The sequence below is a fragment of the Streptacidiphilus sp. MAP5-3 genome, from assembly GCF_041262505.1.
GTDB lineage: Bacteria > Actinomycetota > Actinomycetes > Streptomycetales > Streptomycetaceae > Streptacidiphilus.
Window position 1 is genome coordinate 102,164 of record NZ_JBGCCL010000010.1, and the last position, 23,025, is coordinate 125,188.

General features: G+C 71.5%; 18 protein-coding genes and 1 pseudogene. 16 read left to right on the top strand and 3 right to left on the bottom strand.

Going from position 1 to position 23,025, the window contains the following annotated elements:
• Positions 1–176: 176 nt before the first annotated feature.
• Positions 177–3,110 (top strand): AAA family ATPase, encoded by a 2,934-nt coding sequence (locus ABH928_RS17540; protein ID WP_370067317.1) that lies wholly within the window; start codon positions 177–179, stop codon positions 3,108–3,110.
• 62 nt (positions 3,111–3,172) lie between these two features.
• Positions 3,173–3,547, top strand: a complete 375-nt coding sequence (gene trxA, locus ABH928_RS17545) for a thioredoxin (protein WP_370067319.1) — start codon at positions 3,173–3,175, stop codon at positions 3,545–3,547.
• A gap of 216 nt (positions 3,548–3,763) precedes the next feature.
• On the opposite strand, the gene ABH928_RS17550 is transcribed toward trxA, so the two are convergent.
• On the bottom strand, positions 3,764–4,366 hold the full coding sequence (locus ABH928_RS17550) for a TetR family transcriptional regulator (protein ID WP_370067321.1): 603 nt from the start codon (positions 4,364–4,366) through the stop codon (positions 3,764–3,766).
• Positions 4,367–4,517: 151 nt separating this feature from the next.
• Between ABH928_RS17550 and ABH928_RS17555 the strand changes: the two genes are divergently transcribed.
• The 9 genes and pseudogenes from ABH928_RS17555 to ABH928_RS17595 all read left to right on the top strand — a co-directional run bounded on the left by ABH928_RS17555 (position 4,518) and on the right by ABH928_RS17595 (position 14,445).
• On the top strand, positions 4,518–4,856 hold the full coding sequence (locus ABH928_RS17555; RefSeq protein ID WP_370067323.1) for a Zn-ribbon domain-containing OB-fold protein: 339 nt from the start codon (positions 4,518–4,520) through the stop codon (positions 4,854–4,856).
• A gap of 127 nt (positions 4,857–4,983) precedes the next feature.
• Positions 4,984–5,385: a hypothetical protein gene (locus tag ABH928_RS17560; RefSeq protein WP_370067325.1), complete on the top strand. Its 402-nt coding sequence runs from the start codon at positions 4,984–4,986 to the stop codon at positions 5,383–5,385.
• 132 nt (positions 5,386–5,517) lie between these two features.
• A pseudogene (gene efeU / locus ABH928_RS17565) lies at positions 5,518–6,261 on the top strand (iron uptake transporter permease EfeU); the annotation flags it as partial.
• A gap of 304 nt (positions 6,262–6,565) precedes the next feature.
• Positions 6,566–7,405, top strand: a complete 840-nt coding sequence (locus ABH928_RS17570; RefSeq protein ID WP_370067327.1) for an EfeM/EfeO family lipoprotein — start codon at positions 6,566–6,568, stop codon at positions 7,403–7,405.
• Complete coding sequence (efeB, locus tag ABH928_RS17575) at positions 7,405–8,721, top strand: iron uptake transporter deferrochelatase/peroxidase subunit (RefSeq protein ID WP_370067329.1); 1,317 nt, start codon at positions 7,405–7,407, stop codon at positions 8,719–8,721. The genes ABH928_RS17570 and efeB overlap by 1 nt, the downstream gene beginning before the upstream one ends.
• Before the next feature lie 104 nt (positions 8,722–8,825).
• Complete coding sequence (locus ABH928_RS17580) at positions 8,826–10,610, top strand: threonine/serine exporter family protein (RefSeq protein ID WP_370067332.1); 1,785 nt, start codon at positions 8,826–8,828, stop codon at positions 10,608–10,610.
• A gap of 44 nt (positions 10,611–10,654) precedes the next feature.
• The gene (locus ABH928_RS17585) at positions 10,655–11,686 is read left to right on the top strand and encodes a hypothetical protein (RefSeq protein WP_370067334.1); all 1,032 of its coding nucleotides are present in this window, start codon (positions 10,655–10,657) and stop codon (positions 11,684–11,686) included.
• A 222-nt stretch (positions 11,687–11,908) separates the two neighbouring features.
• The gene (locus ABH928_RS17590; RefSeq protein WP_370067336.1) at positions 11,909–13,087 is read left to right on the top strand and encodes a C40 family peptidase; all 1,179 of its coding nucleotides are present in this window, start codon (positions 11,909–11,911) and stop codon (positions 13,085–13,087) included.
• 158 nt (positions 13,088–13,245) lie between these two features.
• On the top strand, positions 13,246–14,445 hold the full coding sequence (locus ABH928_RS17595; RefSeq protein WP_370067338.1) for a serine hydrolase domain-containing protein: 1,200 nt from the start codon (positions 13,246–13,248) through the stop codon (positions 14,443–14,445).
• A gap of 41 nt (positions 14,446–14,486) precedes the next feature.
• On the opposite strand, the gene ABH928_RS17600 is transcribed toward ABH928_RS17595, so the two are convergent.
• Both ABH928_RS17600 and ABH928_RS17605 read right to left on the bottom strand, forming a co-directional pair.
• The gene (locus ABH928_RS17600) at positions 14,487–15,086 is read right to left on the bottom strand and encodes a 1,4-alpha-glucan branching protein (RefSeq protein ID WP_370067340.1); all 600 of its coding nucleotides are present in this window, start codon (positions 15,084–15,086) and stop codon (positions 14,487–14,489) included.
• A gap of 130 nt (positions 15,087–15,216) precedes the next feature.
• Positions 15,217–15,714 carry an inorganic diphosphatase gene (locus tag ABH928_RS17605; protein WP_370067342.1) on the bottom strand — a complete coding sequence of 166 codons (498 nt, stop codon included), beginning with the start codon at positions 15,712–15,714 and terminating at the stop codon, positions 15,217–15,219.
• 186 nt (positions 15,715–15,900) lie between these two features.
• Here ABH928_RS17605 and dacB point away from each other — a divergent pair, with 186 nt between their 5' ends.
• From dacB to ftsH, 5 genes are all read left to right on the top strand, one after another.
• A complete protein-coding gene (gene dacB, locus ABH928_RS17610) occupies positions 15,901–17,457 on the top strand; it encodes a D-alanyl-D-alanine carboxypeptidase/D-alanyl-D-alanine-endopeptidase (RefSeq protein ID WP_370067344.1) in 1,557 nt (518 codons plus the stop codon).
• A 107-nt stretch (positions 17,458–17,564) separates the two neighbouring features.
• Positions 17,565–18,686 carry a zinc-dependent metalloprotease gene (locus tag ABH928_RS17615; RefSeq protein ID WP_370067346.1) on the top strand — a complete coding sequence of 374 codons (1,122 nt, stop codon included), beginning with the start codon at positions 17,565–17,567 and terminating at the stop codon, positions 18,684–18,686.
• A 201-nt stretch (positions 18,687–18,887) separates the two neighbouring features.
• Positions 18,888–20,054: a tRNA lysidine(34) synthetase TilS gene (gene tilS, locus ABH928_RS17620; RefSeq protein WP_370067348.1), complete on the top strand. Its 1,167-nt coding sequence runs from the start codon at positions 18,888–18,890 to the stop codon at positions 20,052–20,054.
• Positions 20,055–20,136: 82 nt separating this feature from the next.
• Positions 20,137–20,721: a hypoxanthine phosphoribosyltransferase gene (gene hpt / locus ABH928_RS17625; RefSeq protein ID WP_370067350.1), complete on the top strand. Its 585-nt coding sequence runs from the start codon at positions 20,137–20,139 to the stop codon at positions 20,719–20,721.
• A 277-nt stretch (positions 20,722–20,998) separates the two neighbouring features.
• On the top strand, positions 20,999–23,017 hold the full coding sequence (gene ftsH / locus ABH928_RS17630; protein WP_370067353.1) for an ATP-dependent zinc metalloprotease FtsH: 2,019 nt from the start codon (positions 20,999–21,001) through the stop codon (positions 23,015–23,017).
• Positions 23,018–23,025: the final 8 nt, after the last annotated feature.

Genomic DNA, 23,025 nt, shown 5'->3' on the forward strand with positions numbered 1-23,025 from the left:
GCGACAGGATCCGCCGATACGCCCGCGCGGGCCGTCCGGGCTGGTTAGGCTCGAACCGGATAACAGGACGTCAGGCCGCAGCAGGACGTAGGCCGACCGCCCGCAGATCACCCATCGGCGGGCCGACGGACGAGCACGGGGACGACAGCCGCCAGCCGGCAAGAGCGGAGCAGGTCGTGGAAGAGCGTCAGCTCTACGAGCGTGAGGATCCGATCGGGCAGGGCGAGGCCGCCCTGACGGCGCTCCGCGCCGACGTCGCTGCGGGCGACACCAACCCCGGTGGCCTGCTGCTCTACCGGGGCCGCGCGGGGTTCGGCAAGACCAGCCTGCTGCACCGGCTGCGCAACGCTGCCAACGCCGTCGGTCCGGACGGCCGCAAGGACATCCTGCTGCTCCACGCCCGCGCCGGTGAGCAGCAGAAGGACGCGGCCTTCCACGTCGCCCGGAACCTGCTCCAGCCCGCGCTGGCCAAGATGACCGAGGCCAAGCGCCGTGAGATCTTCGGCGGCTGGTACGACATCGCCGCGCCCGCTCTCGGCCTGGTCCCACCGCGGCCGGGCGACCAGCCCGCCGACGCCTTCGGTGTGCTCGAGGCGCTGAGCTGGGTGGTCACCCAACTCGCGGTCAACCGCGGGCCGGTGCTGATGGTCGTCGACGACCTGCACTGGGCCGACAAGGAGTCGCTGGGTTGGCTGACCGGCTATCTCGGCCAGATCTCGCCCTTGCCGTTGCTGGTCGCCCTCGCCTACCGCAACGAGGAGCTGCCTGAGGGCGTCGAGGACGGACTGCGCGAGGAACTGCGGCAGTTGGGCGGTCGCGGTCAGCTGATAGAGCTCGGGCGGCTCGGCCGCAGCGCGGTCGACGCGATGGTCCGCAACCGGCTCGGCGAGGACGCCGACGACCTGTTCTGCCACACCTGCTGGACCATCACCGAGGGCAACCCGCTGGAGGTCAGCAACCTGATCGACCGCCTGCGCGAGGGCAAGCTGGAGGCGATCGACGAGAACATCGACCAGCTGCGCAGCCTCGTCGCCCAGGGCAGCGGTCCGGCCATCGGCAAGCGCCTGGAGCGGCTGGGCACCGACGTCCAGCGGGCCGCCTTCGCCGCCGCCGTACTGGACACCGCGTTCGAGATGGAGACCATCTCCCGGGTGTCCGGGCTGCCGCTCAACCAGGCCGAGACCGCCGTCACCAAGCTGGTCGACGAGTCGATCCTGACCCGCAACGGGCGGGACTACCAGTTCGTCCACCCGACGGTCGCCTCCGCCGTCTACCAGTCGATCACCTTCCCGGCCATGCGCACCAGCATCCACGGCCGCGCCGCCGACGAGGTGATCAGCTCGGGCAAGGGCATGGCCGCCGCCTCCCGCCACCTGATCCAGCTGCACCCGGACGACAACCCGCAGGTGGTCGAGCAGCTGCGGTCCGCCGCCCACGAGCACCTGGCCATGGGCGCGCCCGAGGCCGCCCGCAGCTGCCTGGAGCGCGCGCTGCGCGAGCCCCCGGCGGACGAGGAGGTGGCCGAGATCCGGTACGAACTCGCCTGCTCCGTCCGGCTGATCGACCCCGGCTACACCGTCAACCAGCTGCGGCTCGCCATGAACGAGGTCCCCGGCCTCGACGAGAGCCTGCGCGAGAAGGCCACCATGCGGCTGGGGCAGGCGTTCACCCACACCAACCGGGTCCAGGACGCGGTCACGGTCACCGGCGCCGAGATCGCCCGGATGCCCGACGGCCCGGCCAAGACCCGGCTGCAGGCGGCGTCCTTCATGTGGCGGTTGCTGCTCCGCAACGAGGTGGACGGCAAGGAGACCTCGCGCCAGCTCGACGTGCTGGCCGCACAGCACCTCGCCGGCCGCGACGACGGCTCGCGCGCGGTCCAGGTGCTGCGCGCCTGGGACCTCACCATGCGCGGCGAGAACTCGACCCAGGCCCTGGGCCTCGCCGAACACGGCCTGGAGCGCGGTCTCCCGGCCGACGGCCTCGGCTGGACCAACCAGACCTGGGGCTTCGAGATCCCGGTGATGCTGGGCGTCACCTACATCTACAACGACCGGCTGGACCGCGCCCGCGACCTCTTCGCCGACGCCGCACGCGAGTTCGAGCTGATGGGCTGGAGCGGCGGCCACCTCGGCTTCGCCAACTTCTTCCAGGCCCTGGTGCTGTTCCGGCTCGGCAAGCTGGTCGATGCGGAGAAGTTCCTGCACAGCACGCTGCGCAAGTCGGAGCGGTCTGGCCGGGGAATGCCGCTCCAGTGGGACATCGTCGCGGTGCTGGTGGACACCATGCTCGCGCAGGGCCGCATCACCGACGCGGTCCGCCTGGCCGCCGAGCACGAGTTCCGTCCCGCCAACTTCCCGCCCGCGCCGGTGCTGCCGGACGCACCCGCCCTCTACGGCAAGCTGCTGCTGGCCCAGGGCCGCCGCGCGGAGGCGGCGGTGGAGCTGGAGAAGGCGGGCGCCTCGCTGGAGGCGCGCGGCTGGCAGAACACCGTCTGGTCGCCCTGGCTCAGCCACCTCGCCGTGGCGATCAAGGACACCGAGCCGGAGCGCGCCCGGGCGCTGGCCGCCGAGGCGTACAAGCGCGCCTCCCGGGCCGGGACCAACTCGGCGGAGGGAATGGCGCTGCGCCACTGCGCGCAGGTCGCCGAGCCCGGCAACGAGGTGGACCTGCTGCAGCAGGCCGTGGGCCTGCTCGGCCAGTCCCCGGCCGCGTACGAGCACGCCCAGGCACTGGTCGACTACGGTGCCGCGCTGCGCCGCGTCGGACGGCTGCGTGATGCGGTCGTCGCGCTGGACCAGGGCCTGGAGATCTCCCGTGGCTGTGGCGCGACCAGCCTGGTCGACCGCGCCCGCCGGGAGCTGCAGGCCTCCGGCGTCAGCCCGCACAAGCTGCGTCCGCTGCCCTCCCGCGACCTCACCGCCCCGCAGTTGCACGCGGCGCGGCTGACGGCCGGGGGCAAGGACGTGCACCAGGTCGCGGAGTCGATGTCGATCACCCCGCACCGGGTCCAGGAACTGCTGGCGGCCGTCTACCGCACCCTCGGCACCGACCCCAAGGGCCTCGCCGACACGCTCCGCGACGACCCGGGGCTTGAAGGGACGGAATAGCCTGGAAAGGGCATCTGTTGGACCCGGCGGACCGAGTCGGATCGAAGCGGACCAAGAGAGAGGTGCGGAACATGGCCACGGTCGAGCTCACCAAGGACAACTTCAACGAGATCGTCGACAAGAACGACTTCGTACTCGTCGATTTCTGGGCGTCGTGGTGCGGCCCGTGCACTCAGTTCGCGCCCGTCTACGACAAGGCGTCCGAGAAGCACTCGGACCTGGTCTTCGCCAAGGTCGACACGGAGGCGCAGCAGGAGCTGGCCGCGGCGTTCGACATCCGCTCCATCCCGACGCTGATGGTGATCCGCGACCGCACGGTCATCTTCGCCCAGCCGGGCGCGCTGCCTGCGCCCGCGCTGGAGGAGGTCATCGAGAAGTCCCGCGCCGTCGACATGGACGAGGTCCGCGAGCAGGTCGCGAAGCAGCAGAACGGCTGACGCCGACTGTTCGCAGTGCGGTAGTTGCACTGTCAGGGGCGCGGGGCTGTGTTGATTTGCGGCTTCGCCGCGTGGGCGTGACGGGCTGAGCCGGTGCTCGCGCAGGTAGTTGCACTATCAGGGGCGCGGGGCTGTGTTGATTTGCGACTCCGCCGCGTGGGCGTGACGGGCTGAGCCGGTGCTCGCGCAGTTCCCCGCGCCCCTTACGTGGTGCGACTACCGGCGTGCGGACCAGTTCCGTTGCGGGCGGTAGTCGACCAGGGTGAGCGCCAGCTCAACGTGCCGGTCGATCAAGGCGTCCAGGCTCAGCGGACCGTCCTCGCGGTACCACTGGGCCACCGCGTTGCACATCGCGATGACCGCTCGGCGGGCCTCGTCCGGGTACGGCGTGAGGAACTCGCCCGACGCCACGCCCGCGTCGATCGGGTCGCGGAAGAAGTTCGTGGCCTCCGCCTGCCTGCGGGCGTATCGCTCCAAGCGGTCGCCGTCCAGGCTGCGCTCCTCCAGGAGCAGGATGTTGCTCCGCGCGGCATGCTCGCCGCGAAAGCGGGTCGTCGCCGCGACCACCGCGCTGAGCCGGTCCGCAGGGGATTCGCTGACCCGGCCGAGCGCGTCGGCGACCGCGGCGACGTAGCGGTCCATGCCCTCGTCCAGCAGGGCGTGCAGCAACTCCTGCTTGCCGGAGTAGTAGTGATACATCGCTGACAGGCTCATTCCGGCCCGCTGGGCGATGTCCCTGATCGAGGCGCTGCCGAAGCCCCGCTCGGCGAACTCCTGGCGGGCGGCCTCCAGCAGCGCGGTCTGACCGGCAGGGCGCATCGGAACCGTCCTTCGTGTGGCGAGCTTCGACCCGTGTGACTGAGCGATCGTTCGGTGATTCTACGCAGAATTCGGCTGTCCTCCCACTGGACAGCGGCGTGATCCGCGTCCTAACTTAACGATCGTTCGTGAAGGTTGGAGGAGGCAACCGATGAAGGCGGATCCCAGCGCGATGTTCCACGACGGCCTCGCCCATGGCGAGCTGCGCTACCTGCGGTGCCGTTGGTGTGCCACCTCTCTCCCGGGCTTCAGCGTGCTCTGCACCAGCTGCGGCGGCGCCGACCTGGACTGGGAGCTGAGCACCGGCAGGGGCAGGATCCACGCCCTGGGCAGCAGCGCCGTCGTCGAGCTGGACGAGGGGTTCCGGATCCGTGCCGAGCTGGCCCCCGCGCCCGCGCACCGGATCTGGCAAGGGGCCCCGGTCCGACTGGAGTTCGCCTCGTCGAGCGACGGTTCGGCCCGTCCGGTGTTCCGTCTCACGGCGGCTTGACGTCCTGCCTCGACCCCGCCGTTCGGCCGGTTGAAGACGGGTCCTGGATCTGCGAATCTCGACACGCTGTCATCGCCCGTAGCGGGCGCTCGCAGCCCCCCACTCCAGTGACAGATCGAGGACCGTCATGTCCACACGTCGCGCCACCACGGCGCTTGTCGCTTCGTCGCTCGTCGCCGCCGGTCTGGCCGTCGCCACCGTCGTCACCGCCGCCCCGGCCTTCGCCAAGTCCTCCGTGGAGCTGCGAGGTACGCCGCACTCCGTCGCGCTGGGCGCCCGGATCCACCTCGCCGCGTTCGGCGCCTCGGACGACTTCGGCGGCGACGTCGTCCGGCTCTGCGTGGACGAGCGGGTGAACGGCGGACACTGGCGCCTGGTCGGCTGCGGTGCGGAGGGTGCGTACCACGCCTCCGTCCGGGCGGCGGAGCGCGGCACGCTCGCCTTCCGTGCGCAACTGCTGGCCGGCGTCGGTCACCACCACTACACCGTGGACCGGACATCGGCGACGGCCGACGTCCACGTGGCCTGAGGCGCTCCCGCCTCCCGCTTTCCGGTCCCGACCCACCCCTGAAGGAGCCCGATCGATCATCCAGTAAGGTAAGCCTAACCTAATCGCTGCAAGGCGATCGGTCCGTGCTGCCGTACTGGAGGGGTCCTTCGCATGTGGGACGACGCGTTTCCCAGTTTCCTGATCGGGTTGCGGGAGGGGTTGGAGGCCGGTCTGGTCGTCTCCATCCTCGTCGCGACCCTGGTCAGAGGCGGCGAGAAGGGTCGGCTTCCGCAGGTCTGGACGGGCGTGGCCGCCGCGGTCGGACTCTCCCTCAGTTTCGGCGCGGTGCTCACCTTCACCTCCGCCAACCTGTCGGCCACGGCGCAGGAGGCGTTCGGCGGCTGTCTCAGCGTCATCGCCGTCGCCTTCGTGACGGCGATGGTCTTCTGGATGCGCAAGAACGCGCGCAACCTCTCCAGCGAGCTCAAGGAGAAGGTCAGCGCGGCACTGGCGATGGGGTCGGGGATGCTGGTGGTCACCAGCTTCCTTGCGGTCGGACGCGAGGGACTGGAGACCGCACTCTTCATCTGGACCACCGCGCAGACGGCGGGGGAGTCCACCGGCCCGCTGATCGGCGCCGCGATCGGCCTGCTGTTGGCCACCGCGCTCTGCTGGGGCCTGTACCGGCGGGTGCTCCGGATCAACCTGACCCGGTTCTTCACCTGGACCGGGCTCGGGCTCATCGTCATCGCCGCAGGCGTCCTCGCCTACGGTCTGCGCGACCTGCAGGAGGGCGGCGTCCTCCCCGGCGGCAGCAGCTTCGCGGTCGACCTGAGCGGCAGTATCGACGCCAACTCCTGGTACGCGACGCTGGTCCAGGGCATCCTCAACCTGACCACGCAGATGACCTGGCTCCAGGTCGCCGCGTATGTGGCCTACCTGGCCGTGGTTCTGACGCTCTTTCTGCGCGGTGTCCGTACGCCCGCACCCGCTCCCAAGCCCGCCGCCGCGCCCGCTCCCAAGCCCGCTCCCGCTCCCGAGCCGCAGTCCGCGCCCGCCGCCGCTCCGGAGCCCGCCTCCCCACGCCGACGGAAGTGGCTCGTGCCCGTCGCCGCGGTCGCCGTACCAGCCGTCGCCGCCGGCGCGGTGGTCGCCGTCCCCGGGAACCACCCGCGCCCTGGTCGCCACCATCGGCTCCGGCAGCTACGCCTGGCGCTGCGTGCCGACGGGGGGTCAGGCGGTCACCTCCGCCGCCGTCACCGTCTCCGGCGGAGCCGCCGTCGCGGCCGTGCTGCCCGTCTCCGAGCAGGACCTGGCGGCGCCGCTCGCCGCCTACAAGCAGTACGTCGACGCGGGCCTGGCCACGCTGCAGGGCCAGACCGCCAAGCTGGCCGCCGACGTGCACGCGGGCGACCTCGCCGCCGCCAGGCAGGACTGGCTGACCGCGCACGTCCAGTACTCCTCCCTCGGCGCCGCCTACGGCACCTTCGAGGACTTCGACAAGCGCATCAACGGCCGCGCCGACGGGCTGCCGCTGGGCGTTGCCGACCCGGACTTCCACGGCTTCCACCGCCTGGAGTACGGCCTCTGGCACGGCCAGTCCGCCGCTCAGCTCGCGCCCGTCGCCGACGAGTTGGCCACCGACGTGACCGGGCTGCGCAAGGCCTTCCCGGCGCAGGACTTCGACCCGTCCGACCTGCCGCTGCGCACCCACGAGATCCTGGAGAACACCCTCCAGTTCGAGCTCACCGGTGACACCGACGAGGGCAGCGGCACCAACCTGGCCACCGCGCAGGCGAACCTGGCCGGGACCAAGGAGCTGCTCACCCTGCTCCGCCCGCTGATCAGCGCCCGCAGCCCGCAGTTGCTCGGCACCGTCGACGCCGACATCACCCGCTTCGGCGCTCTGCTGCAGCAGGCCCGGCAGGCGGACGGCAGCTGGACCCCGGTCGAGCAGCTCGACCCGACGCTGCGCGCCACCCTCAACGGCGCGCTCGGCCAGCTGCTGGAAGACCTCTCGCCCATCCCCGACCTGCTTGAGATCCGGAAGTCCGCCTGATGACCGACCACGCCACCGGTACCCCGTCCGACGTCCCCGCCGGCTCCTGCCCGTTCGGCTTCGGCTCCTCCCGGCGCACCTTCGTGAAGTCCGCGCTCGGCGCGGGTGCGGCCGGTGCGGCCCTCGCCGGAGGCGCGCTGACGCTGACCGGCGCCACCGCGACGTCCGCGCAGGCGGACAGCGCGTCCACCGGCGACGGCGCGTTCAGTACCGGCAGCGTCGCGTTCCACGGGCCGCAGCAGGCCGGGATCACCACCCCCGCGCCCGCCTTCGCCGCCTTCCTGTCGATGACCGTCATCGCCCAGGACCGCAAGGGCCTGGAACAGCTCTTCCACACGCTGACCGACCGGATCCGCTTCCTCACCTCCGGCGGCAACCCGCCGGACCTGGGCGTCGGCGCGCCGCCCTCCGACAACGGCATCCTCGGCCCGGTCGTCCCCGCCGACGACCTGACGGTGACCGTCGGCGTCGGGGCGTCGCTCTTCGACGCCCGCTTCGGCCTGGCGAAGCAGAAGCCCGCCAAGCTCACCCCGATGCGGACCTTTCCCAACGACAACCTGAACCCGGCCGAGTGCCACGGCGACCTCAGCCTGCAGATCTGCGCCTCCCGCCAGGACACCGTGCTGCACGCCATGCGCGACATCGCCAAGCACACCCGTGGCCTGATGCAGGTCAAGTGGCGCATCGACGGCTTCCAGAGCCTGCCGCGTCCGACCGGGACCCAGCGCAACCTGCTCGGCTTCAAGGACGGCATCGCCAACCCGGACGTCGGCTCCGGCCGGGAGATGGACCGGCTGGTCTGGGTGCAGCCCGGCTCGGGCGAGCCCGCCTGGGCGACCGGCGGCAGCTACCAGGTGATCCGGATCATCCGGATGCTGGTCGAGTTCTGGGACCGGGTCTCCCTCACCGAACAGGAGCTGATGTTCGGCCGCCGCAAGGACACCGGCGCCCCGCTGGACGGCGCGAACGAGACGGACGTCCCCGACTACGCCAAGGACCCGCAGGGCAACGCCATCCCGCTGGACGCCCACATCCGGCTGGCCAACCCGCGCACCCCGAGGACCGACGACTCCCGGATCCTGCGTCGCGGCTTCAACTACGACCGTGGCATCGACGCCGTCGGAGACCTGGACATGGGCCTGGCCTTCTGCTGCTACCAGCAGGACGTCGTCCGCCAGTTCGAGGCGACCCAGACGCGGCTGATCGACGAGCCGCTGGTCGACTACATCTCGCCCACGGGCGGCGGCTACTTCTTCGCGCTCCCGGGCGTTCGGGACGACTCCGACTGGCTGGGACGCGGCCTGCTCGCGACGTGAACCCGTTCCGGCCCAGGTGTCCGTTCTGTCACGATGGTGGGCAAGTGTGCGTCAGCCCTCGTGATCAGGCAAGGTTGGAGCCGGATACATGAGGGGAGCGGCAGGTGCCCAAGGGCAGGCAGCCAGGACGTCCGGACCAGGAGCCGGAGCAGTCCGAGGCGGGGCGTGAACAGCCGAGCAGCAAGCCGGGCGAAGAGCCGGACCAGAAGCCGGACGAGAAGCTGGACGAGCCGTCGGACGCGAAGCCGGGCGCCAAGCCGGGCGAGCCGTCGGATTCGGAGCCGGACGAGAAGCCGGGCGACGAGCTGACGGTCACTCCGGGTCTGCTCGGCCACGCCGAGCTGGTCGGCACCACGCCCGCCTCCCTGGAGCCGTCCTCCGAGGTGTCCACGGAGACCATGGAGCCCGACAGCGACTGGGCGCACTTCGGCTACACCCCGACCGCCGGCATACCGATCGTCTCGCTGCGCAAGGGTGCGCCCGGCTCCGCCCCCTGGCCGGACCGGATGCGGACGCTGCTGCGCACGCCGATGTCCGAACGGCCCGCCTTCGAGCGCACCGAGTCCGAGGAGCGCGGCAACGAGCCGAGCCCGCCCAAGGTCGCCCGCGTCCTCGACCTGACGCTGCGTATCGGCGAGCTGCTGCTGGCCAGCGGCGAGGCCGCCGAGGACGTCGAGGCCGCCATGCTCGGCGTTTCGCACGCGCTCGGCCTGGACCGCTGCGAGCCGCAGGTCACCTTCACCCTGATCGCGATCACCTACCAGCCGTCGCTGATGGCGCCGCCGGTCACCTCCACCCGGGTGGTGCGCCGACGAGGCTCCGACTACACCCGACTGGCGGCGGTCTACCGGCTGGTCGCCGACATAACGGCCGAGCACGTCGGCGTCGAGGAGGCCTACGGCCGTCTCGCCGAGATCCGCCGCAACCGGCACCCCTACCCGACCTGGGTGCTCTCCCTGGCCACCGGCGGCCTGGCCGGAGCGGCCACCCTGCTGGTCGGCGGCAAGATCGACGGGCAGGCCTGGCTGGTGCTGATCTGCGCCTTCGCCGCCTCCGTGCTCGGCGACCGCCTCGCCTGGCTGATCTCCACGCGCGGGCTGCCGGAGTTCTACCAGTTCGTCGTCGCGGCCACCCCCGCCGCCGCGCTCGGTGTCGGGCTCACCCTGATCGGCTCCGAGCTGCGCGGCTCGGTGGTGATCACCGGTGGCCTGTACGCCCTGCTGCCCGGCCGTGCGCTGGTCGCAGCCGTCGCCGACGGGCTGACCGGCTTCTACATCACCGCTGCCGCCCGACTGCTGGAGGTCCTCTACCTGGTCGTCGGCATCGTGCTCGGGGTGACCCTGGTCCTCTACGTCGGTGTCAGTTTCGGCGCCCGGCTGCACCCCGAGCAGACCCTCGCGCTGGGGGCCGCGCCGCTGATCCAGCTCCCGGCGGCGATGGTGCTGACGCTGTTCTTCGCCGTCCTGCTGCAGACGTCCCGTCAGGTACTGCCGGTCGTCACCCTCCTCGGGGGCGTCGGTTGGACCACCTACGGCGTGCTGCGCGAGGCGGGCGTCTCCGCGATCGTGGCCACCGCCGCTGCGGCGATGCTGATCGGCCTCTTCGGCCAGATGGCCTCGCGCTACCGCTACGCGTCCTCGCTCCCGTATGTGACGGCGGCGCTCGGGCCGCTGCTACCGGGTTCGCTCATCTACATCGGCCTGCTCTCCTTCACCCAGAACGAGCCGATCCCCGGCCTGCTCTCGGTGATCCGCGCGGCGGCGGTGGCGTTGGCGCTGGCGGTCGGGGTGAACCTCGGTGGCGAGATGGCGCGCCTCTTCCTGAAGGTGCCTCAGGGCGAGGGCCCGAGGCCGGCCCGTGGCGCGGCGAAGCGTACGCGAGGCTTCTGATGCGCCCACCGCTCCTGCATCCACCGCTCATGCATCCCCCGCTCATGCATCCGCAGTTCCTGAATCCGCCGCTGCTGCACCACATGCACCTGCGCCGGCCGTTCTGGGACTTCTACGCCCACCACATCCAGGACCCCGGCAAGCAGCCGCTCTTCCTGCTGCTGGTCGGGTTCATCGGGTCGTTCCTGTTCATCCGGTTCAGCGTCCGGATGATCCGGCGCGGTGTGAAGTGGTGGCCCGGCAACGTGACGCCGGGCGGGCTGCACATCCACCACGTGGTCTTCGGCATCTTCTTCCTACTGGGCGCCGGGTTCACGGTGTTCGCCACGGACGGCAGCCATCCGTGGATCGACGGCGCCGGCCTGTTCTTCGGCATGGGCTGCGGCCTGGTCCTGGACGAGTTCGCCCTGCTGCTGCACCTGGAGGACGTCTACTGGAGCGAACAGGGCCGCAAGTCCGTCGACGCGGTGATCATCGGGATCCTCTTCACCGGGCTGCTGCTCCTCGGCTACCTCCCGCTCGGCGTGACGCCGGGGACGCCGGTGCGGTGGGGCCTCATCGTGATCATCTCCGTCAACGCGTGCTTCACGGTCGTCGCGCTGTTCAAGGGCAAGTTCTGGAGCGGGATGCTGGGGATCATGGTCCCGGGCCTCTCCTGGATCGCCGCGGTGCGGCTCGCCCGCCCGCGCAGCCCGTGGGCGCGATGGCGGTACGCCCACCGCCCGCGCAAGTTCGCCCGCGCACGCCGTCGCGAGGCCCGCTGGCACCGCCGCGGCGACGCGGCCCGCCAGCGGTTCTTCGACCTCATCGCCGGCAAGCCGACGCCTCCGGGCGTGGAACCCACCCGCGCCCACCTCTTCGCCGAACGCATGGCCCAGCGCGTCACCGCCCGCCTCGAACACGCCGTGTACGCGCCCTTGGACCAGGCCCGCGTCCGCCGCCTGGCTCGCCTGAACAGGCTCGCAGCCAAGCACGCCCCCTCCACCGCCCCACCCGCCTCCGCCGAGTCGGCCCGTCGCCGAGCCGCCGCCGCGCGCCGCCGCGCGATCGCGGCGGGGCGCAGCAAGCGTCTCTGACGGTTTGGTCTCGACGAGGGGAGGTTGCACTACCCAGGGGCGCGGAGCTCTGCTGATCTGCGGCTCCGCCGCGTGAGCGCGGCAAGCCACCCTCCCACCTGGCAGGCCGAACGCGCAGGGCCATCCGCACGCCGGCGGTGTCTCGCGCGCAGTCTGATGCTCCGTCACTCATCTGGCCCGCTCGCCGCGCGTCCTAATCTGACGGTCAGCCAGAATCGTCCTGTGAAGCCCCGTCGCCCCGCGCGCCACAGAGCGGTGATCCTCGCCGCCGCCGTGGTGCTCTCACTGCCGGCACTCCTCGCCACGGCCCCGCCCGCGCCCCCGCAGGGGCCCGGCGCTCCCGCGCTGCAGAGCGCGCAGGACGCCGCTGCCGCGCTGCAGGCGCAGGTCGCCGCCGTCGCGGCGCAGCTGCAGAGCGCGCAGGCCGCCGAGGCCGCGGTGAACGTGCAGGTCGAGTCCGCGGTGGAGGCCTACAACGGCGCCGTCGCCGCCCGGGCCAAGACCGCCGCTGCCGCTGCCGCCGCCGCGGCCATCGCCGTCCGCGCGGACGCGGCGCGGACCGCCGCGTGGGGCAAGGTGGGCGCGCTTGCCGCGCAGGAGTACCGGGACGGCGGGCCGCCGCAGCTCGCGGGGCTGGCGGGACTGATCGCCGCGCGGAACCCGGTGGCGGCGTCGCTGGCGGAACAGGCCGCGTCCGGCGCGTCCGACCAGGCGCGGAACGCGCTGAACCAGGCGTCCGCCACCGCGTCCCGCGCGGTCCTCGCCTCGGTGGCCGCGCAGCAGGCCGACGCCCGCGCCGCCGCAGCGGCCGCCAAGGTCGAGGCCGCCCAGAAGCAGGCGCAGACGGAGCTGAGCGACCAGCAGGCCCAGGTCACCTCCCTCGACGCGCAGCAGACCGCCCTGCTCTCCCAGCTCTCCGACGCCCAGCGCACCGCGCTGCAGCTGACCCAGGAACACGCCGCCGCCCTCGCCGCCGAGGCCGCCCGCCTGACCGCCCTGGCGGCGGCACCCACCCCGACGCCACCTCCGCTGTCGGTCCTGTCGACGGACAGCGTCCTCGCCTTTGCCCGCGCCCAGCTCGGCACCCCGTACGTCTGGGGCGGCGCGGGCCCGACCGGCTACGACTGCTCCGGCCTGACCATGCGCGCCTGGCAGCGCGCGGGCGTCGCGCTGCCGCACTACGCGGCCGACCAGTACGCCCAGTCGCACCCGCTGACCTACCGCCAGCTCCGACCGGGCGACCTGGTGTTCTGGTCCCACGACGGCCAGCCGGACGGCATCTACCACGTCGCCCTCTACACGGGCGCGGACACCATCATCGAGGCCCCGCGCACCGGCACCGTGGTGAAGACCGCCTCGCTCTGGATCATGGGCACCCCGAACTTCTACGCCCGCCCCTGAGTTGCTTCGTTTCGTGGACCGGTCGTCCGTTGCACGCGGATGCCCGCGCGGCTCCAAACGGGTGGACTCGGTGGGACGCATACCGGGCGGGGGCCGTCGGCCGGGGTCCGGGTGGTGACGTGGTCACCTGAGCCCCTGACCCGGAAGAGGCGTCCGACATGCAAAGTACCCCCTCCCGCCGTGGATTCACCGCGGCGCTCCTCGCGGCGGCGGTGCTGGCCCCGATGGCGACGAGTTCCACCGCGGCGGCTCACGCCAGGAGCAGGGCGCCGCAGAGCGGGGACGACTGCCCGCCCGGCGGTCTCGGCCCGGAGCTGACCGCTCGGCTGGACGCGGCCATCGAGGGCGTCCGCAAGCAGGCCGCGATTCCCGGCGTCATCGCGGGCGTGTGGTTGCCGGGCAGGGGAAGCTACACCCGCGCGACCGGTGTCTCCGACACCGCCACCGGCACACCGATGGCCACCGACCTGTTCATGCGGATCGGCAGCGAGACCAAGACCTTCACGGTCACCGCGCTGCTCGAGCTCGTCGACGAGGGCAGGATCCGGCTCGACGACCCGATCTGCGCCCACATCCACGGCGTCCCGTGCGGTGACCGGATCACGCTGCGTCAGCTCGCCGAGATGCGCAGCGGCCTGTTCCCGTACACCGCGGACGCGGATTTCACGCATGCGCTGTTGAGTGACCCGGGTCGCTCGTTCACTCCGTGGGAGCTGCTCGGGTACGGCTTCAGGCACAAGAACACCTTCCGGCCGGGCGAGACGTTCCAGTACTCCAACACCAACCTCATCCTGCTCGGTCTGGTGGTCGAGAAGGTCAGCGGGCTGGGCCTGGCCGACTTCATCCACCGGCGGGTGCTGCGCCCGGCCCGCCTGCACCGCACGTTGTTCCCCCGGGGCGCTGAGATCCCCGACCCGCACGCGCACGGCTACACCGACCAGACGTTGAGCGGCAAAGTCGCGGACACGACCCACTGGAACTCCAGTTGGGCGTGGGCGGCCGGGGCGATGATCTCCGACTTCCAGGACCTGCGTCGCTGGGCCGAGATCGTCGCCACCGGAAAGCTGCTCAGCCCGCAGACCCAGGCGGAGCGGCTCAAGGTGCTTCCGACCGGCTTCCCTGGCACGAGCTACGGCCTCGGCATCTTCGAGACCAGCGGATGGATCGGGCACAACGGTTCCACGCCCGGCTACGAGAGCGTGACCGTCTACCTGCCTTCGCAGAAGGCGACGATGGTGCTTCTGATCAACACGGACATCAGCTCCGGGGGCCAGGAGCCGTCCACCCTTCTCGCCCGAGCGATCACCGAGATCGTGACCCCGGACAACATCTACGACAACCCGGTCCCCCCGCGTTAGGGCCTGTTTCCAGGACCGGGTCTCGCCGGGACGTCCTGGAGCTACCCCTCCAGGGCGCGGGCGAAGACGCCGCGTACGGTCGTGTCGTCCGCCAGCGTCCACCCGGCGGCGACGTGGCGGCGGGGCTCGTCGTCGGGCCCGGCGGGGTGCAGGACGCGGCTGAGCTCGACGGGAACGCCGTCGACAGAACCGGTGCCGTGCACCGTGACCGTCGGGTCGACGGTGTCGCTCTCGCTCTGCGCCTGCGGCACCACCTCGCCGCGCAGCAGGGCGCGCAGCTGGGCGGTCACCACCGGGTCCTGCTCGCCGTCGTAGAGGTACCGGGTGCCGAGTGCGCCGTGCTCGGCCGTCCCGATCAGGGCCTCGGCCGGGGCCCCTTCCAGCGGGGCGCTGCGGTAGGCCATCGGCACGAGGTAGGCCACCGGCTCCGGCCCTGCGCTGTCGCGCACGACCGCGAACTCGATCCCGACCTCGCCCTCCGGGTCGTCCAGCCGGAATCCGCCCGCCCTGGACAGCTCCGGCGTCACGGCACCGGCATCTCCGTCACCGCCGCCCCCGAGGTACCAACTCTGCTGCGACAGCCGCGCGGTGAGCAGTTCGAGCTTGCCGGGAGTCAGGGTCGTGCGATGGATCTCAGCCATGAGCCCCAACCTAGCCTCGACGTAGCCCCAGGGCATGCCTGAGCCCAGCGGACGCGGGTCCGCTGGGCTCAGGTGCTGCCGCCGTCCGGTGCGGAGGGACGGCGGCGCCGGTCGTGCCCGAAGGCGCCGGTCAGTGGTGGCTCTTGCCGGACTCGGCGAGGCGCTTGACGGAGTTGGTGATCTCCTCCTCCGCCTCGGCGCGGCCGACCCAGTGCGCACCCTCGACCGACTTGCCCGGCTCCAGGTCCTTGTAGACCTCGAAGAAGTGCTGGATCTCCAGGCGGTCGAACTCGGAAACGTGGTGGATGTCGCGCAGGTGCTCCCAGCGCGGGTCCGAGGCCGGGACGCAGAGCAGCTTGTCGTCGCCGCCTGCCTCGTCGGTCATGTGGAACATCCCGATGGCGCGGCACTTGATGACGCAGCCCGGGAAGGTGGGCTCCTCGAGGATGACGAGCGCGTCGAGCGGGTCGCCGTCCTCGCCGAGGGTCCCGTCGACGAAGCCGTAGTCGGCCGGGTAGCGGGTCGAGGTGAAGAGCATGCGGTCGAGGTAGATGCGGCCACTCTCGTGGTCCACCTCGTACTTGTTCCGCGAACCCTTCGGGATCTCGATCGTGACGTCGAACTCCAAGGCTCTCCTCCAATATCAGTGGGTGCAGCCAATAGTGTCTCCTACGGCGTGGAGTGCTCAGGAATGGGGAAGGGCCGGATGGGGAGCTGGCGGGCAACGGCGCAGGCCGTGTGGGTGGCACGGGCTGCGACGACGGCTCGGGCATGGGCCCGGACGAGAGAGCGGACGAAGGAGCAGGCGGCACGGGTGACCGTGCGGACCAGAGCGCAGGCGGTGACGACCGCGCGGACCCTCGGGACGCGGCTGCGCCCGCTGCTGCCGCACGCGACGCGGATCGGGCGCCGATACGCGTACGCACCGACCCGGCAGGTGGCCGGCATCGCGGGCGGGACCGGCCTGGTGCTCGCGCTCGTGCTGATCACCGTGACCGGCCCGTGGGCGGGCGGCCAGCGCGTCAGCGAGCAGGCGCTCGGCGGTGCCACAGGCGGTGCCTCAGGCGGCGCTCACGGCGTGCCGAAGCCCGCCGGGCCGTCCTGGCAGCAGGCCGCCGCCGTGCTGGCCCCGGTGGGCGCCACGGTCGGCACCGCCGGACTGCCGACGCAGAGCGGACTGAGCAGCGCCCTCGGCGGACCGCTGGCGGACCCCACGCTCGGCACCGTCACCGCGGACGTGGTCGACGTCGCCGACGGCCGGACGCTCTACAGCTCCGATGCCGACCAGCCGCAGACGCCCGCCTCGACCAACAAGCTCGCCACGGCCACCGCCGCGTTGACCCTGCTCGGTCCCGACCACACCTTCACCACCCGCGTCGTCGGCAACGCCCGCACCGGCCTGGTGCTGGTCGGTGGCGGTGACGCGACGCTCAGCGCGAGCAGCGGCCCGGACAGTCTCACCGCCCTGGCCGCCGCCACCGCGACCGCGCTGCGGGCGGAGCAGCCTGCCCACGCGCAGAACCCTGGCTCCAAGGCAGCGGCGAGCGCCCCGATCGCGCTGCACTACGACATCTCGCTCTTCGGCGGGCCCGCGCTGCACCCGATCGGGGTCAACGACAACATCGCGCTGGTCCAGGCGCTGACCGCGGACGAGGGCCGGATCGACCCGACCAGCACCGAGAACGCCCCGCGCTGGTCGGACCCGGCCGCGCACGCCGCCGCCCAGTTCGCCGCGGCGCTGGCCGCCGACGGGGTCCAGGCCGACCCGGCCCCGACCGAGGGCACGGCCCCGGCCGGTGCGGCGACCCTGGCGCAGGTGCAGAGCGCGCCGCTCAGCGACGTCGTCGAGCAGATGCTGACCAACAGCGACAACGACATCGCCGAGTCGCTCGGCCACGCCTGCGCCGTCGCCGCCCACCAGCCGGTCACCTTTTCGGGCGCCGTCACCGCGGTGATGTCGACGCTCACCCGTCTGGGCGTGACCTGGGGCTCGGCCCGGCTCTTCGACGCCAGCGGTCTCAGCGACCAGGACGCGGTCCCGGCACGGGTGCTGACGCAGCTGCTCGTCCTCGACGCCTCGCCCGCGCACCCGGAGCTCCGCTCCATCGTCACCGGCCTGCCGGTGGCCGGGTTCACCGGCACGCTCGACAACCGCTACGGCGGCGACGGCACCGAGGCGGGACTCGGCGTGGTCCGGGCCAAGACCGGCTCGCTCACCACCGTCAACACCCTGGCCGGGCTGGTGGTCGACCGCAGCGGACGGCTGCTCGCCTTCGCGTTCATGTCCCACGCGGGTGGCGACGCCACCACTGCCCGCGACGGCCTCGACCGCCTCGCCTCCGCCGTCGCCCAGTGCGGCTGCGGCGGGTAGGCGACGGGCAGGGCACACGAGGCAGGGCACCCGGGGCAGGGCACACGGCGCGGGCGCGCGGCCGCATACGGTCCCCAGAACGCCGAAGAGAACGTACGGTTGAACGCATGACGAGCGCCGGTGGTAGCGGTAACAGCGGTAGCAAGGGCACGGACATGATCGACTGGGATCTCGCGGTCGCCACTGCGAGCCGTTTCGCGCGGCCCGGACCGGAGGTCACCCGCGAGGAGGCCCGCGCCGCCGTCGCCGAGCTGCGCGCGCACGCCCGCGAGGCGGAGGCCCACGTCCGCGAGTACACCAGGCTGAGCTCGCCGCACGGCGGGACGCCGGTCCTGGTCGTGGACCGGCCCGGCTGGATCAAGGCCAACGTGGCCGGGTTCCGTACCGTCATCTCCCCGCTGGTGCAGAAGATGGCGACCCGCAGGGCCGCCACGCCGGGCGGAGCCGCGCTGGGCGCGGTCGGCGGCAAGGTGACCGGCGTCGAGCTGGGCCTGCTGCTGGCGTTCCTCTCCACCAAGGTCCTCGGCCAGTACGAGACCTTCGCCCCGGCCGACGTGCCCGCCGACCTCTCCGCGATGGACAAGCCGGCCACGCCGCCCGGCCGACTGCTGCTGGTCGCCCCGAACATCGTCGCCGTCGAGCGCGAACTCGACGTCGACCCGCACGACTTCCGCCTCTGGGTCTGCCTGCACGAGGAGACCCACCGCACCCAGTTCACCTCGGTGCCGTGGCTGCGCGACCACATCGAGGGGGAGATCCAGGCATTCCTGGCGGAGACCGAGATCGACCCGGCCACCCTGGTCGAGCGGCTGCGCGAGGCGCTGAGCGGCGGCGGGCAGAGCCCCAGCAACCTGGTCGAGGTGGTGCAGACGCCGACCCAGCGCGAGATCCTCGGCCGGCTGACGGCCGTCATGTCGCTGCTGGAGGGCCATGCCGACGTGGTGATGGACGGGGTCGGCCCGCAGGTCGTGCCGAGCGTGGGGGAGATCAGGGAGAAGTTCCAGCAGCGCCGGGCCAAGGGCGCCGGACGGATGGACCTGTTGCTGCGCCGCCTGCTCGGCATGGACGCCAAGCTGAGGCAGTACCAGGACGGCGCGGTCTTCGTGAACGCGGTGCTGGACGCCGTCGGCATGGAGGGCTTCAACAAGGTCTGGACGTCCCCGAACACCCTGCCCACCAAGGAGGAGATCCACAATCCGGCCGCCTGGGTGGCCCGCATGCACCGCTGAGCCGGCGTCAACTCCGGTCCGTCTTCGAGGCCGGTTCACTCGAACGCGGGAACAGAAGATGCACGACGACGACGCAACAGCGTGTCGGACGTGACTTCTGCGACGATCTGCGACCAGCCGGTCACTCTGGGTATGAGAAGATGCGGCAGCCTCCTGCGGAGGCCCTGCTCCCCAACCGCACGCTCCGAGGAGTGATCGACCATGGGTCCCCACCCCGCAGTGGCGGCGATACGCCTGGCGGTGCGCCGGGTGCTTGCCGAGTTCGCCGACGACATCCCCGCCGTTCCGGCCACCTTCGCCGGTGCGGAACAACCTGACGCCCGCCCCCCCGTCTCCCACCACCACCCATCTGACGAGGCGCTGCGCGCCGCCGGCCCGCGCCCTCTTCTGACTTCAGTCGGTGACGTGGATCCCCGTCACGCCAAGTACCGAAAGCCACGGCCGCGCCCCGCCGACTCCGCGCCGCTGGTGCTGGTGGCCTGCTCCGGCGGCGCCGACTCCATGGCGCTCGCCGCCGCCACCGTCTTCGAAGCCGCCAAGCTCGGCGTCCGCGCCGGCGCCGTGACCGTCGACCACGGCCTGCAGGGCGGCTCCACCACCCGCGCCCTGGAGGTCGCCACCCGGCTGCGCGCCCTCGGACTGGACCCGGTCGACGCCCTCGGCGTGAACGTCCCCGCCGCCCGCGGCCACGGCGGCCCCGAGGCCGCCGCCCGGGACGCCCGGTACGCCGCGCTCGCCGCCGCCGCCGAGCGCCATGGTGCCCGTGCCGTCCTCCTCGGCCACACCCGCGACGATCAAGCCGAAACCGTCCTGCTCGGCCTCGCCCGCGGCAGCGGCACCCGCTCGCTCAGCGGGATGCCCGCCGTCACCGGCCGCTACCGTCGCCCCTTCCTGGAGCTGGACCGGGCCACCACCCGCCAGGCCTGCGCCGTGCTCGACCTGCCGGTCTGGGACGACCCGCACAACATCGACCCCGCCTACGCCCGTGCCCGCGTCCGCCACGAGGTGCTGCCGGTGCTGGAGAAGCACCTGGGCGGCGGCGTGGTCGAGGCCCTGGCCCGGACCGCCCGGCTCTTCCGCGACGACGCCGACGCCCTGGACGTCTGGGCGGCCCAGGTGGAGACCGACGTCAGCCACCCCGACGGCCTGGACGCCCCGCGCCTGGCCGAGCTGCCCGCCGCGGTCCGCCGCCGGGTGCTGCGTCGCGCCGCGCTGGACGCGGGTGCGCCCGGCGGAGAGCTCTTCGCCCGCCACGTCGAGGCCATGGACCTGCTGGTCACCTCCTGGCGCGGCCAGGGCCCGGTGCACCTGCCCGGCAACGTGCGGATGCGCCGCCAGTCGGGCCGCCTCACGTTCCGGCGTGCCTGAGCCCTTCCGGCGTGCCTGAGTGCCTGAGTCGCTCCCGTAAGGTTGAGCATGCAGCCGCAGGGTGGACGACTCTGCGATCTCCATGATCTCCAGCTCTGAGGAAGTAGCACGGGTGGACGAGAAGGACATGGGCACCGACCTTGCCAAGGTGCTCATCAGCAAGGACGAGATCGACGCCAAGCTCGCGGAACTCGCCGCGCTGATCGACCGCGACTACGCGGGCAAGGAACTGCTGATCGTCGGCGTGCTCAAGGGCGCGGTCATGGTGATGGCGGACCTCGCCCGCACCCTGCACTCGGACCTGACCATGGACTGGATGGCGGTGTCCTCCTACGGCATGGGGACCAAGTCGTCCGGCGTGGTCCGCATCCTCAAGGACCTGGACACCGACATCTCCGGCCGGGACGTGCTGATCGTCGAGGACATCATCGACTCCGGGCTGACCCTGTCCTGGCTGCTCAGCAACCTGCAGTCGCGCAACCCGGCCTCCCTGGAGGTCTGCACCCTGCTGCGCAAGCCGGACGCGGCCAAGGTGTCCATCGACGTCAAGTACGTCGGTTTCGACATCCCCAACGAGTTCGTGGTCGGCTACGGCCTGGACTACGCGGAGAAGTTCCGTAACCTCCCCTTCGTCGGCACGCTCGCGCCGCACGTCTACGGCGGCTGAGGAACTTTCTCACCCGACCTCTCACCAGGTCGTCCACGCGGAGTGGACCGGGCGGGAACAGTGTCCGGTTTCCCTCCGTTGGACCCTGGGAAGAGCCGTTTGACACGGGAACGCAATCGTTCAGATGGAGAATGGCTGCGGTACCGTCCAATAATTCGCTGTTCCTATCGGGGACGGTCGAGGACAAACACAGACATAGGACGCACCGCCCGGCGTGGAGCCGCGAGGTGCCGCACAGTGGCAGGAGGGACGGGGCGGCTCTGGTCGCCCCGCATGGATGGACGTGAAGCGATACTTCCGTGCGCCGGTGATGTGGATTGTTCTGGCCGTCCTCGCCGTAGTCGTGCTGATGCAGGTCGTCTCCTCGACCCAGGGCTACAAGACCGAGGACACCAGCCAGGTCATCAGCCAGATCGACCAGGGCAACGCCCAGTCGGTGCAGGTCACGACCGGCGACAGTCAGTTGATCAAGGTTCAGCTCAAGAACGGCAAGACCGTCGACGGCACGAACATGATCCAGGCGCAGTACGCCTCTGACCAGTTCGCGGCGGACCTGCAGACCAACCTGCAGCAGTCGGTGGACAAGGGCCAGCTCGGCAGCTACACGGTCAAGCAGGACAAGCAGAACGCCTTCGTCGGCATCCTGCTGTCGCTGCTGCCGTTCGTGCTGATCGTCGTGGTCTTCCTGTTCCTGATGAACCAGATGCAGGGCGGCGGCTCGCGCGTCATGCAGTTCGGCAAGTCCAAGGCGAAGCTGATCACCAAGGACACCCCGAAGACGACGTTCTCGGACGTCGCGGGTGCCGACGAGGCCGTCGAGGAGCTCCAGGAGATCAAGGAGTTCCTGCAGGAACCGGCCAAGTTCCAGGCCGTGGGCGCCAAGATCCCCAAGGGTGTGCTGCTCTACGGCCCGCCCGGAACCGGTAAGACGCTGCTGGCCCGCGCCGTCGCCGGCGAGGCCGGGGTGCCGTTCTACTCGATCTCCGGTTCGGACTTCGTCGAGATGTTCGTCGGTGTCGGCGCCTCCCGCGTCCGCGACCTGTTCGAGCAGGCCAAGGCGAACGCCCCGGCGATCGTCTTCGTCGACGAGATCGACGCGGTCGGCCGCCACCGCGGCGCCGGCCTCGGCGGTGGTCACGACGAGCGCGAGCAGACGCTGAACCAGCTGCTCGTCGAGATGGACGGCTTCGACGTCAAGGGCGGCGTGATTCTGATCGCGGCGACCAACCGGCCCGACATCCTCGACCCGGCGCTGCTGCGTCCGGGCCGCTTCGACCGCCAGATCGCCGTGGACCGGCCCGACCTGATCGGTCGCCTGGAGATCCTCAAGGTCCATCAGAAGGGCAAGCCGGTCGCCCCGGACGTCGACCTGCAGGCCGTCGCCCGTCGCACCCCCGGCTTCACCGGCGCCGACCTGAGCAACGTCCTCAACGAGGCCGCGCTGCTCACCGCCCGCGGTGACAAGAAGCTGATCGACAACAACACCCTGGACGAGGCGATCGACCGCGTCGTGGCGGGTCCGCAGAAGCGCACGCGGATCATGTCCGACAAGGAGAAGAAGATCACCGCGTACCACGAGGGCGGTCACGCCCTGGTCGCGGCGGCCTCGCCCAACAGCGACCCGGTGCACAAGGTCACGATCCTCTCCCGCGGCCGCGCCCTCGGTTACACGATGGTGCTGCCGGACGAGGACAAGTACTCGACCACGCGCAACGAGATGCTCGACCAGCTCGGCTACATGATGGGCGGTCGCGCGGCGGAGGAGCTGGTCTTCCACGACCCGACCACCGGCGCGTCGAACGACATCGAGAAGGCCACCGCCACCGCGCGGGCCATGGTGACGCAGTACGGCATGACCGAGCGCCTCGGTGCGATCAAGTTCGGGACCGACGCCTCCGAGCCCTTCCTGGGCCGTGAGATGGGCCACCAGCGCGACTACTCGGAAGAGGTCGCCGCCCTGGTGGACGAGGAGGTCAAGAAGCTGATCGAGAACGCCCACAACGAGGCGTGGGAGATCCTGGTCGAGAACCGCGACGTGCTGGACACCCTGGTTCTGGAGCTCCTCGACAAGGAGACCCTGAACAAGGAGCAGCTCGCCGAGATCTTCGCCCCGATCGTCAAGCGTCCGCCGCGTCCGGCCTGGACCGGCTCGCCGCGTCGGACCCCGTCCACTCGCCCGCCGGTGCAGTCGCCGCGCGAGCTGTCCCTCACCAACGGCGTCAGCGACGCGGCCCCGTCCCTGGACAAGGGCACCACGCTCCCGCCGCTGCCGGGACTGGACCAGCCTGAGCTGTAACCCGTAAG